Raw genomic sequence first — 15,314 nt, 5'->3', positions numbered from 1 at the left:
GGTGACGGCGCCATTGTCTGTATACCGCGCGACTACGGGACCACATGCAAGCCGCATGCTACTCCTCGGCGGCCTCTTCGGCAGACGCGGGTGCCGGCGTTTCGCTGCTCATGGGCTCCGTATCGAAGCCCTCCAGCTCAGGCACCTCCCGCTCGATCTCCTCGAACTGCTGCTCCAGCTCACGCTGGGCCTCCTCGAAGCGGCGCTCCTGCTCCTCGATGATCGCGTCGATGTCCGATTCGCCCGCACCCTCACCGGCCAGCGGATCCTCACCGAGGGAAGAGTCGATGTCGATGCTGCTCTCGAAGTCATCGCCCTCCATGGGTTCGGGCACCGAAGTTTCCTGCTCGGCCTGCTCGAACTGCTCGTCGATGCGCTGCTGGGCCTCCTCGAAGCGCCGCTCGGTCTCCTCGATGATGGCATCGACATCCTCGCGAGTGGCCTCGCCGGGCAGGGCGCCCTCTTCCTCCAGGGCGTCCTCGGGGGACTCTCCCAGGGAGTCGACATCGGCGGAGACCTCGGCGTCGGCCGACATGGTCTCGGACTCCCCCTCCTCGGCGGGAGGCGCCTCTTCCGCGGCCTGCCCATCCGCACTCGAGTCATCCGACTCCGCGACGGCCGGCGCCTGCTCCTCCGCCGCCTGCTCCTCCGGCACCTGTTCCGCCGACTGTGACGCATCGCCACCCCCGGCCGATTCATCGCCGTTGCCGCAGCCGGCCAGCCCCAGGACCAGCAGCGTGGCCAGCAGGGTCGGCTTCCAGAATGTAGTCATCATCTAAGCGTCTCCGTCACGAAAAGGGCTCATTGCAGCAGAGCGGCCCATCCCTCGCAAGCCGACTTATGCCTCATCGAGTGCGCCCAGCGGCAGCGGGACCCCCAGGGTCCAGGCCACCGCTCGCAGCAGTTCGGCCTCCCGGGGCTCGACCCGCCCATCCTGTTCCACACAGCAGACCATGGCGGCAAGCAGCGGTGCCCGCGCCTCGTTGCGCAGCCGCGCCAGGCGCTCCAGCGCCCAGTCCAGCTCGCGGGGAGTGGCCGGCTCTACGACCAGGTCCAGCGACACGCCCAGCGCCGAGGCGATCCGCTCCAGCGCCGCCTGTGCCGCATCTTGCTCGGGCTGCCCCGCCAGGGCCAGGGTCGAGAGCAGGCGGGAGAGCGGACCAGCCAGGTCGGCCAGGCGCCGGTCACGGTGGGCTCGGCGCTCCCCATCCAGCCCCGACCTGACCAGCCGGTGAAGCGCCCACTGCAGGGCACCCGGCGCCTCCTCGGCGGCCATCAGCCCATCCAGGCAGGCACGGAAGCGTGCCCCCTGGGCGGGGCTCAAGGCACGCAGTGCGGGAAGCGCCAGCTCGATCAGCGGCAGCCGGTCGCCGGGCGACAGGCCTGCCAGCGGCTCGGTCAGGGCCTCCAGCTCGGCCAGCACCTCGGGCAGCGCCTGGCGCTCGAGCACCTCTCGCTGGGCGTCGCGGCTGGCCGGGTCGACCCCCATCAGGATGGCATAGACCAGCGCCCTGGCCGCGAAGGGCTCATGGGCCGCCTCGATCAGCCGCGCATCGAGCCCGGCCAGGCGCCGGCGGGCGCTTGCCAGCGCCGCATCGTCGGGGCGGCCGACGCTGGCCACCGCGGCAGCCCCCAGTGCGGCCCCGGCCAGTGCCGCCCCACCGAGGGGAGTGGCATGGGAGGGCGTGGCCGGCGAGGACGGAGGCTCAGGAGCGGCCCTGGGCGTCGGTGCGAAGGGCTCGGGCAGGCGGCCGTCCCACCGCGGCAGCACGCGACGGATGCGCGCCTCCAGCGGCGGGTGGGTCGCCGTGAATCGGCTCAGGCTGCGCACGCCACTGCCGAAATAGAGATGGCTGAACTCGGCGGCATTGGCCGCCAGCAGGTGCGAGCCGAGGCGGTAGGCGGCCAGGGTCTGGAGGGCCCCGCCGATGCCCTCGGGGTTGCGGGTGTACTGCACGGCACTGGCATCGGCCAGGAACTCCCGCTGGCGACTTACCGCCGCCTTGATCAGTTTGCCGCACAGGGTACCGGCATAGCCCACCGCCATCAGCGCCACCCCCAGGCCCATGATCGCCACATGGCCACCGCGCCGGGAACCCCGGCGGCGCCCCCGGGTCATGCCGCGCAACAGGAAGCGCCCCGCCAGGCCGATCACCAGGATGCCGTGAAGCAGCGCCACCAGGCGCAGGTTGAGACGCATGTCGCCATGCAGGATATGGCTGAACTCGTGGGCGATGACGCCCTGCAGCTGGTCGCGGTCGAGGTGCTCGATGGCGCCGCGGGTGACGCCGATCACCGCATCATGGGGCTCATGCCCGGCGGCGAAGGCATTGATGGCGGCGTCATCCAGCAGGTAGACCGCCGGCACCGGCATCCCCGAGGCGATGGCCATCTCCTCCACCACATGGAGCAGGCGCCGCTCGTCCTCATCCCGGGTATCCAGTGCCAGGGGGCGCCCGCCCAGGGCCTCGGCCACCGCATAGCCGCCGACACGCAGCTGCAGGTGACGCACCAGGCCACCCAGCACCACGATGGCCACCACGCCCCCCGCCACCAGGGCGAAGAGCCTGGGCTCCAGCGCCGCCGCCAGCGGGTCACCGGCGCCCATCCGCTCCGGGTTCATCACCACCACGGCCAGCGCCACCAGCACGCAGGTCAGCACCACCAGGACCACGACGGAGAGCAGCAAAAGCAGGACCAGCCGAGCCGAGAGCCGCCGGGCACGGTCCTGGGCGGTAAAGAAGTCCATGCGGGGCCTCCGCTCAGAAGCTCACGCGGGGCGCGGCCTGGATCTCCGCACTGTCCTCGAACTCCAGCAGGGCGGCGTCCTGCTTGTGGCCGAAGGAGGCGGCCAGGATCACCGGCGGGAAGCTCTGCTTGTAGGTATTGTACTGCATCACGGCATCGTTGAAGGCCTGGCGGGCGAAGGCGACGCGATTCTCGGTGCTGGTCAGGGTCTCGGAGAGCTGCTGCATGTTCTCCGAGGCCTTGAGATCCGGATAGGCCTCCATCACCACGTTGAGGCGCCCCAGGGCGGCACCCAACGCTCCCTCGGCACCGGCCAGCTCGGCCATGGCGGCGGCATTGCCGGGAGCGGCGGCGGCATGCTTCAGGCCGACTTCGGCGGCATTGCGCGCCTCGGTCACCGCGGAGAGCGTCTCGCGCTCGTGGGCCATGTAGGCCCGCGCGGTCTCCACCAGATTGGGGATCAGGTCATGGCGCCGCTTGAGCTGCACCTCGATCTGCGCAAAGGCATTCTGGAAGCGGTTCTTCAGCGCCACCAGGCGGTTGTAGATGCTGACGGCATAGATCAGCAGGGCAACCAGCAACACGACAGGCAGGATCAGCGAAAGGTCCATGGCGTCCTCATGTAGCATGTAGGCGACGCCGACCACCGGCGTCCTTGCCTAACCTTAGCCGCAGACGGTGCCGATGGCGATCACGGCGGGCCAGCCAGGAGCGCTCGGCGGGGTTGAATCATCCTCGAGCGGTAACCTTCTCATGCAACGATGCCATTCAAGCACCGGCTTCCGTAAACTACTCATCACGTACGATGCATAGAACAGGGAGCGTCCATGATCGAACCGGCCTTTCTTCTCGCCGCCTTCATCGGCGGGTTTGCCGCCCTGGCCCTGCGCCTGCCCCCCTTGGTGGGCTTCCTGGTCGCCGGCTTCGCCCTCAACGCCCTGGGCTATGAAAATACCCCGCTGCTCGAGCTGATCTCCGACATCGGGGTCACCCTGCTGCTGTTCACCATTGGCCTCAAGCTCGATGTACGCACCCTGCTTCGCGGAGATGTCTGGGGCGGTGCCACCCTGCATATGCTGGGCTCGTCGCTGCTGTTCTTCGGTCTGCTGGCGCTGTTCAAGGGCTGGGGACTGAGCCTGCTGGCCGACAGCCAGTGGCAGACACTCCTGCTGCTTGGCTTCGCCTTCTCCTTCTCGAGCACGGTGTTCGTGATCAAGGTGTTGGAGAAGCGCAGCGAGACCCAGACCGCCTATGGCCGCCTGGCCATCGGCGTACTGATCATGCAGGACATCTTCGCGGTGCTCTTCATCACCGGCTCTACCGGCAAGCTTCCAAGCCCCTGGGCGCTGGGCCTGGTGCTGTTGATCCCCCTCGCCCCGCTGCTGCGCCGACTGCTGGACCGTCTCGGTCATGGCGAGATGCAGATCCTCTTCGGCATGCTGCTCGCCCTGGTGCTGGGCTACTCCCTGTTCGAAGCACTCGGCGTCAAGGGGGATCTCGGCGCCCTGATCATCGGTCTGCTGCTGGCCCCACATCCAGCCGCTCAGACCCTGGCTCGCTCGATGTTCAACATCAAGGAATTGCTGCTGGTGGGCTTCTTCCTGGCCATCGGCCTCACCGCCATGCCGGATAGCTCGCACCTGGCCATGGCGCTGCTGCTGCTGGCGCTGCTGCCGCTCAAGAGCCTGCTCTACCTGCTGGTATTCATGCGTTTCCCGATGCGCAACCGCACCTCGATTCTGGCCACCCTGAGCCTCTCCAACTATTCCGAATTCGGCCTCATCGTGGGCGCCATCGCAGTCTCCGGCGGGCTGCTGACGGAAGAGTGGCTGGTGGTCATCTCGCTGGCGGTGGCACTGAGCTTCGGCCTCTCGGCGATGATCAACGCCGTCAGCGAGGGAATCTATCGCTGGTTGGCCAAGCGACTGCCAGGACGCGACTCCATGCAACTCACACCCAGCGACCGCCCCATCGAGGTGGGGGATGCCGAGGCAGTAGTGCTGGGCATGGGGCGCATCGGACGCAGCGTTTACCAGCGACTCCAGAAGGAATACGGGCTACGAATCCTCGGCATCGACAGCAACCCGGCCAGCGTCAGGATGCTGACGGAACGTGGCTTCAACGTGGTGGAAGGTGACGCTCTCGACTCCGACTTCTGGGACAAGCTGCTGATGTCTCCCGATGTGCACATGGTGGTACTGGCCATGCCGCATCACGCAGGCAACCTGTTTGCCATAAAGCAGCTGCGGTCGCGCCAGTTCCCCGGAAAGATCACCGCCGTGGTCGAGTTTCCCGAGGAGATCGATCCGATCCGCGAGTTGGGTGCCAGCGCCGTCTTCCATGTCTATGACGAGGCGGGCCGAGCCCTGGCCGACAGCGCCGCCGAGGAGTCAGGCATCGAGCCGGTTTCAAGCCAGCTCGGCTAATTCATGCCGCACCCCGAAGATGACAATCGCTCCCGGCGTGGTTACCTTGAGCTACTTCTCGAACTGCCACGGAACCTGACATGGAAGAGTTCTTCACCTGGATCGGCAGGACCCTCGGCGAGATCATCCGCTTCGTCGTCGACCTGCTGACCGGCTTCTTCGCCAATATCGGCGACTCCGCCCGCGGCTTCCTCCAGGGGCTGGCCGGTTCGCTGGGCATCTCCACCTCCATCGTCAGCCTGCTGATCCTGGTGGTCGGCCTGTGGATGCTGTGGAAGGCGTTCCGCGCCCTCACCCGCCGCGCCATCGTCGCCACCCTGGTCTGGCTGCTGCTGGGCTTTGTCGTCTTGAGCTGGCTGATCTATTGACCGACATCCCGACGTGAAAGCGCCGCCCCGAGGGGCGGCGCTTTTTAACGATCTTGGCACTTTGGCGTGATTCAGGATGTAGGAGGGATGCTCTGCATCGCGATTGGCGCCGTCAGGCGCCCTGGTGGTGTTGCGAACCTAGAGCACTTCACCGGGAGGCCTTCGGCCTCCAGTCGCGAGGCGGAGCCTCCCTCCTACCGTTCGCTTTCACGCCGGCCTGCGACAAGCCAACCTTTCTGCCATTCAGGGAAATTTTCCTTTCCTCAGGCCAGGGCCTTTTCCACCACCTCATAGACATTGGGCGAGAGCTGCTCGGCGCGGATGCGCTCGAGCTCGCCCTTCATCAGCGCCTGGCGCTCCTCGTCGAAGCGCGCCCAGCGGGTCAGCGGGGTGATCAGCCGTGCGGCGATCTCCGGGTTGAGGCGGTTGAGCTCGATCACGGTGTCGGCCAGCAGGCGGTAGCCCGCGCCGTCGATACGGTGGAAGTTGACCCGGTTCTGGCCGGCGAAGGTGCCGATCAGTGCGCGCACCTTGTTGGGGTTCTTCAGCGAGAAGGCCGGGTGCTGCATCAGGAACTTCACCCGCTCGAGCACGTCGGGTTGCGGGCGTGATACCTGGATCGCAAACCACTGGTCCATCACCAGCGGGTCATGGGCCCACTTCTCGCCGAAGGCCTTGAGCGCCGGCTCGCTGAGCTCGTCGCGACTGCTGTGGGTCAGCAGGGTCAGGGCATGGCGCACGTCGGTCATGTTGTGGTCGGCCTCGAACTGCTCGCGGGCCAGTTGCACGCCGTCCTCGTCCTCGATGGCCATGAGATAGGCGAGCGCCACGTTCTTCAGGCTGCGCCGGGCGATCTGTTCCGGCGTGGGCGCATAGGGCTCGTCGCTCTGGTTCTCGCGGTAGACGCGCAGGAAGTCATCCCGCAGCGCCGTGGCCAGCCCGCGACGCATGAACTCCCGGGCGGCGTGGATGGCGTCGACGTCCACCAGTGGCTGCTGCTCGGCGATGTAGGCCTCGCTGGGCAGGGTGATCATCTCGGCCAGCACCGCGCGGTCCTCGGGCTCCCCCTCCAGCAGGCCACGGAAGGCCTCGGTGACCCGCGGATCCATCACCTTCTCGACACCGTTGCGGTGCGCGGCGATCAGATCGTCCAGGGCCAGCATGGCCAGGCGCTGGCCGGCATCCCAGCGGTTGAAGCCATCGGAGTCGTTGGCCAGCAGGAAGGCCAGGTCCTCGCGGCCATAGGGGAAACGCAGCTTCACCGGGGCCGAGAAGCCACGCAACAGCGAGGGGACCGGGGCCTCGGAGACGTCGGTGAACAGGAACTCCTGCTCCGCCTCGCGCAGGTGGATCACGGCGTCGCTCCCCAGCGTTTCGCCATCCAGGGTCAGCGGCAGGTCACGGCCGCTCTTGGTACCCACCAGGCCCAGGCGCACCGGGATGTGCAGCGGCTGCTTGTCGAGCTGGTCGGGGGTCGCCGGGGTGCGCTGGCGCAGGATCAGGCGATACTCGGCCCTGGCGTAGTCATACTCGCCGAAGGCATCGATCTCCGGGGTACCGGACTGGGAGTACCAGTGCATGAACTGGGAAAGGTCCAGTCCCGAGGCCTCGGCCATGCAGTCGACGAAGTCCTCGATGGTCACCGCCTGACCGTCGAAGCGCTCGAAGTAGCGGTCGCTGCCACGTCGGAAGGCTGCCTCGCCCACCAGGTTGGCGAGCATGCGCACCACCTCGGCGCCCTTCTCGTAGATGGTCAGGGTGTAGAAGTTACCGATCTCGATGTAGTGGTCGGGGCGCACCGGGTGGGCGGTGGGGCCGGCATCCTCGGCGAACTGGGCGGTGCGGAAGAAGGCGACGTCCTCGATGCGCTTGACCGCCGGGGAGTTGGTATCGGCGGAGAAGCACTGGTCACGGAACACCGTGAAGCCCTCCTTCAGGGAGAGCTGGAACCAGTCGCGACAGGTGACGCGGTTGCCCGACCAGTTGTGGAAGTACTCGTGGGCGACGATGCTCTCGACCCGCTGGAAGGCGGCGTCGGTGGCGGTGTGGGGATGGGTCAGCACCGCCGCCGAGTTGAAGATGTTAAGCCCCTTGTTCTCCATGGCGCCCATGTTGAAGTCGTTGACCGCCACGATCATGAACAGGTCGAGATCGTACTCGCGGCCGTAGGCCTGCTCGTCCCAGGCCATGGCGCGCTTCAGCGAGGCCATGGCGTGATCGGTCTTGTCGAGGTTCTCCTCCTCGACCCAGATCTGCAGGGTCACCTCGCGCCCGCTGGCGGTGGTGAAGGCATCCTCGACCTTCTTGAGGTCGCCGGCCACCAGGGCGAACAGGTAGCTGGGCTTGGGATGCGGGTCCTCCCAGGTGACGAAGTGGCGGCCGCCCGGCAACTCGCCGCGTTCCACCGGGTTGCCGTTGGAGAGCAGCACCGGCTCGCCGGTACCACCGATCACCGTGGTGGAGAAGGTCGCCATGACATCGGGGCGGTCCGGGTAGAAGGTGATACGCCGGAATCCCTCGGCCTCGCACTGGGTGCAGTACATGCCGCTGGAGAGGTAGAGCCCCTCCAGGGCGGTGTTGGCCTCGGGGGCGATGGTCACCTCGGTGTCCAGGTGGAAGCGCTCGGGCACCCGGTGCACCGTCAGGTGCGCCGCCGCCTGGGCGTACTCGTCCGCCGCGAGCGGCTCCCCATCCAGGGCGATCGCCTCCAGGGTCAGGCCCTCGCCGTCGAGCACCAGCGGCTCGCCGGCCTCACGCTCGGGATGGCGCTCGAGGTGCAGGCGCGCCTTGACCCGGGTGGCAGCGGGATCGAGATCGAAGGTGAGCTCGGTGTGGGTGACGCGGTAGGCAGGGGGACGATAGTCGCTCAGGTAGGTCGCCTGGGGGTCAGACATGCGTGATGCTCCTGTCGAGAATTGCGACCATTGTACGGCGCCGCGCCCCTCGAGCTCAAAGCACCTTCAGAGCGCCGGCTCCGGCCGGGTCAGGATCCAGGCCCCGAGCAGGGCGAGGCCGACAATCAGCACCAGCTTGAGCCACAGAAGGGTCACGGAGAGCGCCAGCACCAGCATGGAAAGGGCCAGCATGGCGGCGGCGAGCCACTTGGCGTGGCGCGGGATGGCACGCTCCCCCTCCCAGGCCACCACCGCGGGGCCGAAACGCGGGTGAGAACGGATCCAGCGGGCCAGGCGCGGTGAGCTCCTGGTGGCCGACCACACCGCCAGCAGCATGAAGCAGGTGGTGGGCATCAACGGCACGAACACGCCGACCAGCCCCAGCGCGAAGCTGACGCCGGCGATGGCGAGGTAGACGAGGCGTTTGAGCTCGGACATCCGGCGCTCCCTTTACCCGGCAATGAGTTCATTGAAGCGCAGGCAGACCGGGGGCGCCAATCGAGGATGGCTATGGGACCCTTAGCCGCGAGCCTCGGCCCACGGGCTCAGTCGCGGAAGTTGTCGAACTGCAGCGGCAGCTCGGGGCCGCCCTCTCCGCGCAACAGCGCCATCACCGACTGGAGGTCGTCGCGCTTCTTGCCGGTGACGCGCACTTTCTCGCCCTGGATCTGGGCCTGGACCTTGAGCTTGCTCTCCTTGATGCGCTTGACGATGTCCTTGGCCTCCTTCTGGTCGAGGCCCTGCTTGAGGGTCACCTCCTGGCGGGCGCGAACCCCGGAGAGAATCGCCTCCTGGATGTCCATGCAGCGGGCGTCGATGCCACGTGCGATCAGCCTTCCACGCAGCACATCGAGCATCTGCTTGAGCTGGAAATCGGCCTCGGCCTCCAGCGCGACGGTCTCGCCATTGAGCTCGAAGCTCGCGCTGACCCCCTTGAAGTCGAAGCGGGTCTGGATCTCGCGGTTGGCCTGGTCGACGGCGTTGCTGGCCTCGTGCTTGTCGAACTCGGAGACGATATCGAAGGAGGGCATGGCGGCTCCTGGCAAAGTGGGGGATGGTTGCCTGGATTCTATCAGTCCCGAGCCTCCAACGCCGCCGTCTCCAGTGCAGGGCTATCGCAGTTAGCCATGCGGCGATAGCGAAAGGCGCCGGGGACAGGTCGAAGAGGGGGTCCGAGGACCAGGGATGGCCGAGGTAGCCTACAAGGACGTACTCGTAGCGCCCCCTCGCAGGCCTGTCGCCGGGTCAGCCTTGAGCGGTGCTGCCATCTGCCATAGCCCTGGTCTCCAGTGCCTTGGCCATCTGCCAGGCGGCACAGCCATCCTCGTAGTACTCCGGCAACCAGCGCTCAAGGCGAAACCCCATGCGCCGGTAAAGCGCCAGGGCCGCACGGTTGTCGGCGCGCACCTCCAGGCCCAGTCGGTCACTGCCATGCTCCCTGGCCGCCCCCTCCAGGGCCTCGAGCAGCTGACGCCCCAGGCCGGAGCCGCGGAACTCGGGGTGCACGCAGAAGGAGTAGAGCCGGGCACGCGTGCTGCCGTGGCGAAAAAGCAGGGTACCGTAACCCAGCAGCCGCGCCGGCGTGAGCGCCGCGGCGGCACGCTCCAGGGTCCAGGTCTCGGCGTGGGCACGATTGAGCAGGTGCCAGAGCTGGCGACGGTTGAAGCGGTCGCCGGTAAAGGCGCTCTGCTCCAGGCGAAAGAGGGCGTCGAGGTCGTGGCCGGTGGCCCGACGCAACTGAATGGTCATGGGATTCTCCAGAAGATACCCGAACGATTCTGAGCGTGCTTGACGCCGCTGTCAGCGAGGCAACAGCATGAAATCTTTTCACCCACTTCCCGCCTTGCCGTGGTCGCGGGCCCGGCGCATTCTGGCGCAGTTCGGCCCGCCCCGGCCGCCCTCTCCTCTACCCGGTAGCCGCCACCATGTGCCCCTTGAGAATCGTCGTCGACCGCCTCGCCGACTGGCAACCCTATTATCCCAGCGATGACCTGATCAGCGCCGACGACTACCTGTCGCTGGACCGGCGCCACCGCAGCGGCCCCGAAAGCGAACGCACCACCCACGTGATCAACCTGTGCAGCGAGCTCGACTACCTGGGCACCGGTTACTACGTGTCGCTGCTCGCCCAGGCCCGCGGCCAGCGAGTACTGCCCACGGTGGAGACCCTCAACGAGCTGTCGCGCAAGGCGCTGATCGACCTGCAACTGGACACCCTGGCCACGCTGCTCGGCGACCTGGCACGGCGTGGACGGCTTTCCGGTGACGCCGTGACCCTGCGCGTGCTGTTCGGCGAGTGTCGCGAGCCCGGCCTCGAGCGCCTGGCACGCAAGCTCTTCGAGCGCCTGCCCTGTCCGCTGCTGGAGGCCAGGCTGGTGCGGCGCCACGACCAGTGGCGGCTTTCCCGCCTGCGCCCGCTGCGCCTGCGCGACCTGGCCAGGGAGGAGCAAGATCTCTTCGCCAGCGCCCTGAACCGCCATTCGCGCCAGGTATGGCGCACCCCCCGGGCGCGACGCCGCTACCGCTTCGACCTGGCGATCCTGGTCGACCCCGGGGAGGCACTGCCCCCCAGCAACCGCGGGGCGCTGAAGGCCTTCATCCGTGCCGGACGACGGCTGGGCATCGATGTCTCGCTGATCACCCGCCGCGATGCCGGACGGCTCGCCGAGTTCGACGCCCTGTTCATTCGCGAGACCACCGCCCTGGACCACCACACCTATCGCATGGCGCGCCGTGCCGAACACGAGGGGCTGGTGGTGATCGACTCGCCACGGGATATCCTGCGCTGCACCAACAAGGTCTACCTGCACGCCCTGCTGCGCGCCCGCGGGGTGCCGGCACCGGAGGGCGTACTGCTCAAGCGCGGCGACCGTCGCCCGCTGGCCGAACGCCCCGACGGCCTCGACTTCCCGCTGGTGCTCAAGGTCCCCGACGGCTCGTTCTCCCGCGGCGTGGTCAAGGTCACGGAGCTGGCCCAGCTGGAACACCAGGCGGACCGCCTGTTCCACGACTCGGCCCTGCTGCTGCTCCAGGAGTGGCTGCCCACCGAATACGACTGGCGCATCGGGGTGCTCGATGGCCAGGTGCTGTTCGCCAGCCGCTACTACATGGCCCGCGGCCACTGGCAGATCTACGACCATTCCGCCGGCGGCGTGAAGAGCGGCGGCTTCACCACCCATGACCCCGCCGAGGTGCCATCGGTGGTGATCAAGGCGGCTCTCAAGGCGTGCCGGCTGATCGGCGACGGCCTGTATGGCGTTGACCTCAAGCAATCCGGCGAGCGGGTCGTGGTGATCGAGGTCAACGACAACCCCAATATCGACGCGGGGATCGAGGACGCCGTGCTCGGCCGGGGCCTCTATGAGCGCATCATGGCGGTGTTCCTGTCACGCCTGGAAGCGCGAGTACGCCAGGGAGGCTGACGCGGCTCCGCGGCTCACATATACTTTTGTTTTTATTAAAAAATATTGCAAAGGACATGATACCCCGATGAGTGATCGCGATACCCGCCACAAGCAGTCGATGCAGAAACTCAAGGCCCACGTCGACGAGAAGGTCGCCGCCGCCACCGAACAGCGCGGCCTGCTGCTGGTCTTCACCGGCAACGGCAAGGGCAAGACCACCGCCGCCTGGGGCACCGTGACTCGCGCTCTGGGCTATGGCTACCGGGTCGGCGTGATCCAGTTCATCAAGGGACAGTGGGAGTGCGGCGAGCGCGAACGCCTGGTCGAGGATCCCAACCTCGAGGTGGCCATCATGGGCACCGGCTTCACCTGGGAGACCCAGAACCGCGCGGCGGATACCGCCGCCTGCCGGGAGGTGTGGGCCGCGGCGGAGCGCATGCTGGCCGACCCCGAGGTCTATCTGGTGGTGCTCGACGAGATCACCTACATGCTCAAGTTCGGCTACCTGGACATCGCGACGGTCAGGCGCGCCATCGAGAACCGTCCAGCGGAGCAGAGCGTGATCGTCACCGGGCGCAATGCCCACCGCGAGCTGCTCGCCATGGCCGATACCATCACCGAGATGCAGGAGGTGCGCCACGCCTTCAATGCCGGCCTCCAGGCGCGACGCGGCATCGACTACTGATCTCCCGGAGGGTACCCCATAAACGCAGCAGGCCCCGCGATGCGGGGCCTGCTGGATCTCGGCGGGTCAGCCGGGCTCAGCCGTCGAAGGGGTTACGCAGCACGATGGTCTCGTTGCGGTCGGGGCCGGTGGAGATGATATCGATGCTCACGCCCACCTTCTCTTCCAGGAAGCTGATGTAGGAGCGGGCGTTGGCCGGCAGGTCCTCGACGCACCTGGCGCCCAGGGTCGACTCGCTCCAGCCCGGGAGATCCTCGTAGAGCGGCTCGATCGCCTCGTAGCCCTCGGAGTCCACCGGGTTATCCAGCACCTCGCCATCCTTGCCGCGGTAACCCACGCAGACGCGGATGTTCTCCAGGCCATCGAGCACGTCGAGCTTGGTCAGGCAGATGCCCGAGACGGAGTTGATCTGCACCGCGTGGCGCAGCGCCACGGCATCGAACCAACCGCAGCGCCGCGGGCGGCCGGTGGTGGCGCCGAACTCGTGGCCCTTCTCGGCCAGGTGACGGCCGTGCTCGTCGAACAGCTCGGTGGGAAACGGGCCGGAACCGACACGGGTGGTGTAGGCCTTGGTGATGCCCAGCACGTAGTCGAGGTAGAGCGGGCCGACACCGGAACCGGTGGCGGTGCCGCCGGCGGTGGTGTTGGAGCTGGTCACGTAGGGGTAGGTGCCGTGGTCGATATCCAGCAGCGAGCCCTGGGCCCCCTCGAAGAGGATATTGTTGCCGGCGCGGCGCACGCCATGCACCAGGCTTACGGTATCGGCCACCATGGGACGCAGCTCATCGGCCATCTGCATGGCGCTGTCGAGGACTTCCTGGAAGTCCACCGGCGGCTCGCCGTGGTAGTTGACCAGCACGAAGTTGTGGTAATCCAGCACCTCGCCGAGCTTGGAGGCGAAGCGCTCGCGGTGCAGCATGTCGCCCAGGCGCAGGCTGCGGCGCGCCACCTTGTCCTCGTAGGCCGGCCCGATGCCACGCCCGGTGGTGCCGATCTTGGCGATGCCGCGGGCCTTCTCGCGCGCCTGATCGAGACGCACGTGATAGGGCAGGATCAGCGGGCAGGCCGGCGACAGGCGCAGGCGATCGCGCACCGGCACGCCCCTGGCCTCGAGCTCGCGGATCTCCTTGATCAGCGCCTCGGGAGACAGCACCACGCCGTTGCCGATGACACACATCTTGCCGGGCCACAGGATGCCTGAGGGAATCAGGTGAAGGACGGTCTTCTCGCCGTCGATCACCAGGGTATGGCCAGCATTGTGACCGCCCTGGAAGCGCACCACCGCATCGGCGGATTCGGTCAGCAGGTCGACGACCTTGCCCTTGCCCTCGTCACCCCACTGGGTGCCCAGTACGACTACGTTCTTGCCCATTGCTCTCTCATCTCTCGTTGCCGCGCGGCGGCGGGCCGTCGCGCCAAGGTGGTATCCCAGTCTACAGTGTCACGGCCTGCCAGTGGCCATCGCGAAGCACCAGTTGCCGGTCGCAGCGGTGCTCCTCGGGTCCGGTGCGCTGTCCCGGCAGCGCCTGCACCACCCGTTCGCCCCGGGCGCGCAGCGCCATCACGGCCTCGCCCAGCCCCTCGCCCTCGGCGGGCGCCCAGATGCCCTCGCGGGGCGGCTCGGCGTGGGCCAGCGTGGCCAACTGCTTGAGGTCCATGGAGAAGCCGGTGGCCGGACGCGCCCGACCGAAGGCGCGCCCGGTATCATCATAGCGCCCCCCCTTGGCCAGTGCCTGGCCGTAGCCGGGCACATAGGCCGCGAACATCATGCCGGTATGGTAGGCATAGCCGCGCAGCTCGCCGAGATCGAGGTAGAGCGCCACCTCCGGGCGGGCGGCCAGCACCCCGCGCAGCAGGGCGCGCAGTTGCTCCAGGGCGGCGCCCACGGCGGCGGGCGCCTCGGCGAAGGCCTCGCGGGCCTCATCCAGCACCTCGACGCCGCCGTGCAGGCGCCCGAGCGCCATGAACATCTCGGCCAGTGCCGGATCGCCGACGCTCGCCTCGACGCGGGCGGCCAACTCCCCCGGCGACTTCAGCTCCAGGGCCTCGAACATCGCCCGCTCGGCGTCGCCCTCGAGGCCCGAGGCCTCCACCAGGCTGCGATAGATACCGATATGGCCCAGGGCCAGGTGGATCTCTTCGGCACCGGCGGCGGACAGCGAGGCTAGCGCCAGGTTGAGGATCTCCTGGTCGGCCTCGAGGCCGGCGTGGCCGAACAACTCCACCCCCACCTGCACCGGGCTGCGGCCGCCCTGGTGCTGGTCGGGGGTGGCGCGCAGCACATTGGTGCAGTAGCAGAGCCGCACCGGCCCCTGGCGCTTGAGGGAGTGGGCATCCATGCGCGCCACCTGGGGAGTGACGTCGGCGCTGATACCCATCATGCGGCCGGTGAGCTGGTCGGTGAGCTTGAAGGTCTGCAGCGCCAGGTCGGAGCCAGTGCCGGTCAGCAGGGAATCGAGAAACTCCGTGGTAGGCGGCATCACCTGGTCGTAGCCCCAGCGGTGATAGAGGTCGAGCAGCGCGCGACGCAGCTCCTCCATGCGGCTCGCCTGGGGTGGCAGCACTTCGTCCATGCCGTCGGGCAGCAGCCAGCGGTCAGCGATGGTCATGTCAATCATCCTGCAAGGCGGTGAATGGCCGTGATAAAGACACTTTTCCGTGGCCCGGCGAGCGTCTGGCGTGCAACGGGCTGGCGCGGTCTCGTGGATAGACGGCCACAAAAAAACCGGGCCTCGCCCGGTGTCAGGAGTCTACCACGTTTGCGGCGGGGGTGAACCCCGGCCGGGCCC

General features: G+C 67.7%; 13 protein-coding genes. 4 read left to right on the top strand and 9 right to left on the bottom strand.

Going from position 1 to position 15,314, the window contains the following annotated elements; all coding sequences use genetic code 11:
• Nucleotides 1-58: 58 nt before the first annotated feature.
• The 3 genes from NFH66_RS04460 to NFH66_RS04450 form a co-directional block, all read right to left on the bottom strand.
• Entirely contained in the window at nt 59-775 is a 717-nt protein-coding gene (locus NFH66_RS04460; RefSeq protein ID WP_349608694.1) for a hypothetical protein, read from the bottom strand.
• Between the two features lie 63 nt (nt 776-838).
• Complete coding sequence (locus NFH66_RS04455) at nt 839-2,749, bottom strand: M48 family metalloprotease (RefSeq protein ID WP_349608693.1); 1,911 nt, start codon at nt 2,747-2,749, stop codon at nt 839-841.
• A 13-nt stretch (nt 2,750-2,762) separates the two neighbouring features.
• A complete protein-coding gene (locus NFH66_RS04450) occupies nt 2,763-3,359 on the bottom strand; it encodes a LemA family protein (RefSeq protein WP_232912044.1) in 597 nt (198 codons plus the stop codon).
• A gap of 216 nt (nt 3,360-3,575) precedes the next feature.
• On the opposite strand from NFH66_RS04450, the gene NFH66_RS04445 reads away from it, so the two are divergent.
• Nucleotides 3,576-5,174: a cation:proton antiporter domain-containing protein gene (locus NFH66_RS04445; RefSeq protein WP_232912043.1), complete on the top strand. Its 1,599-nt coding sequence runs from the start codon at nt 3,576-3,578 to the stop codon at nt 5,172-5,174.
• An 80-nt stretch (nt 5,175-5,254) separates the two neighbouring features.
• A complete protein-coding gene (locus NFH66_RS04440; RefSeq protein WP_161431478.1) occupies nt 5,255-5,542 on the top strand; it encodes a hypothetical protein in 288 nt (95 codons plus the stop codon).
• 263 nt (nt 5,543-5,805) lie between these two features.
• Here the strand turns inward: NFH66_RS04440 and pepN are convergent, their stop codons facing one another.
• The 4 genes from pepN to NFH66_RS04420 form a co-directional block, all read right to left on the bottom strand.
• The gene (gene pepN / locus NFH66_RS04435) at nt 5,806-8,436 is read right to left on the bottom strand and encodes an aminopeptidase N (protein WP_349608691.1); all 2,631 of its coding nucleotides are present in this window, start codon (nt 8,434-8,436) and stop codon (nt 5,806-5,808) included.
• A gap of 66 nt (nt 8,437-8,502) precedes the next feature.
• Entirely contained in the window at nt 8,503-8,874 is a 372-nt protein-coding gene (locus NFH66_RS04430; RefSeq protein WP_349608690.1) for a YbaN family protein, read from the bottom strand.
• A gap of 107 nt (nt 8,875-8,981) precedes the next feature.
• On the bottom strand, nt 8,982-9,467 hold the full coding sequence (locus tag NFH66_RS04425; RefSeq protein WP_349608689.1) for a YajQ family cyclic di-GMP-binding protein: 486 nt from the start codon (nt 9,465-9,467) through the stop codon (nt 8,982-8,984).
• Between the two features lie 214 nt (nt 9,468-9,681).
• The gene (locus tag NFH66_RS04420) at nt 9,682-10,185 is read right to left on the bottom strand and encodes a GNAT family N-acetyltransferase (protein WP_349608687.1); all 504 of its coding nucleotides are present in this window, start codon (nt 10,183-10,185) and stop codon (nt 9,682-9,684) included.
• A gap of 176 nt (nt 10,186-10,361) precedes the next feature.
• On the opposite strand from NFH66_RS04420, the gene NFH66_RS04415 reads away from it, so the two are divergent.
• Nucleotides 10,362-11,858 carry a RimK family ATP-grasp domain-containing protein gene (locus NFH66_RS04415; RefSeq protein ID WP_349608686.1) on the top strand — a complete coding sequence of 499 codons (1,497 nt, stop codon included), beginning with the start codon at nt 10,362-10,364 and terminating at the stop codon, nt 11,856-11,858.
• Nucleotides 11,859-11,925: 67 nt separating this feature from the next.
• Complete coding sequence (gene cobO, locus NFH66_RS04410; RefSeq protein WP_349608685.1) at nt 11,926-12,525, top strand: cob(I)yrinic acid a,c-diamide adenosyltransferase; 600 nt, start codon at nt 11,926-11,928, stop codon at nt 12,523-12,525.
• A gap of 76 nt (nt 12,526-12,601) precedes the next feature.
• Here the strand turns inward: cobO and NFH66_RS04405 are convergent, their stop codons facing one another.
• Together NFH66_RS04405 and NFH66_RS04400 are read right to left on the bottom strand one after the other, a co-directional pair.
• Nucleotides 12,602-13,897, bottom strand: coding sequence for an adenylosuccinate synthase (locus NFH66_RS04405; RefSeq protein WP_349608683.1), 1,296 nt, complete (start codon nt 13,895-13,897; stop codon nt 12,602-12,604).
• Nucleotides 13,898-13,958: 61 nt separating this feature from the next.
• Entirely contained in the window at nt 13,959-15,134 is a 1,176-nt protein-coding gene (locus NFH66_RS04400) for an ATP phosphoribosyltransferase regulatory subunit (RefSeq protein WP_349608681.1), read from the bottom strand.
• Between the last annotated feature and the right edge of the window lie 180 nt (nt 15,135-15,314).

It is taken from the genome of Halomonas sp. H10-9-1 (assembly GCF_040147005.1).
Taxonomy (GTDB): domain Bacteria; phylum Pseudomonadota; class Gammaproteobacteria; order Pseudomonadales; family Halomonadaceae; genus Halomonas.
The sequence above is the reverse complement of the archived record's forward strand: the minus strand, read 5'-3'. Positions and strand labels throughout refer to the sequence as shown.

Bases quoted from the DNA above. Each gene is read 5' to 3' on its own strand.
- NFH66_RS04460 (WP_349608694.1), bottom strand. From the start codon at position 775: ATGATGACTACATTCTGGAAGCCGACCCTGCTGGCCACGCTGCTGGTC.
- NFH66_RS04455 (WP_349608693.1), bottom strand. From the start codon at position 2,749: ATGGACTTCTTTACCGCCCAGGACCGTGCCCGGCGGCTCTCGGCTCGG.
- NFH66_RS04450 (WP_232912044.1), bottom strand. From the start codon at position 3,359: ATGGACCTTTCGCTGATCCTGCCTGTCGTGTTGCTGGTTGCCCTGCTG.
- NFH66_RS04445 (WP_232912043.1), top strand. From the start codon at position 3,576: ATGATCGAACCGGCCTTTCTTCTCGCCGCCTTCATCGGCGGGTTTGCC.
- NFH66_RS04440 (WP_161431478.1), top strand. From the start codon at position 5,255: ATGGAAGAGTTCTTCACCTGGATCGGCAGGACCCTCGGCGAGATCATC.
- pepN (WP_349608691.1), bottom strand. From the start codon at position 8,436: ATGTCTGACCCCCAGGCGACCTACCTGAGCGACTATCGTCCCCCTGCC.
- NFH66_RS04430 (WP_349608690.1), bottom strand. From the start codon at position 8,874: ATGTCCGAGCTCAAACGCCTCGTCTACCTCGCCATCGCCGGCGTCAGC.
- NFH66_RS04425 (WP_349608689.1), bottom strand. From the start codon at position 9,467: ATGCCCTCCTTCGATATCGTCTCCGAGTTCGACAAGCACGAGGCCAGC.
- NFH66_RS04420 (WP_349608687.1), bottom strand. From the start codon at position 10,185: ATGACCATTCAGTTGCGTCGGGCCACCGGCCACGACCTCGACGCCCTC.
- NFH66_RS04415 (WP_349608686.1), top strand. From the start codon at position 10,362: ATGTGCCCCTTGAGAATCGTCGTCGACCGCCTCGCCGACTGGCAACCC.
- cobO (WP_349608685.1), top strand. From the start codon at position 11,926: ATGAGTGATCGCGATACCCGCCACAAGCAGTCGATGCAGAAACTCAAG.
- NFH66_RS04405 (WP_349608683.1), bottom strand. From the start codon at position 13,897: ATGGGCAAGAACGTAGTCGTACTGGGCACCCAGTGGGGTGACGAGGGC.
- NFH66_RS04400 (WP_349608681.1), bottom strand. From the start codon at position 15,134: ATGACCATCGCTGACCGCTGGCTGCTGCCCGACGGCATGGACGAAGTG.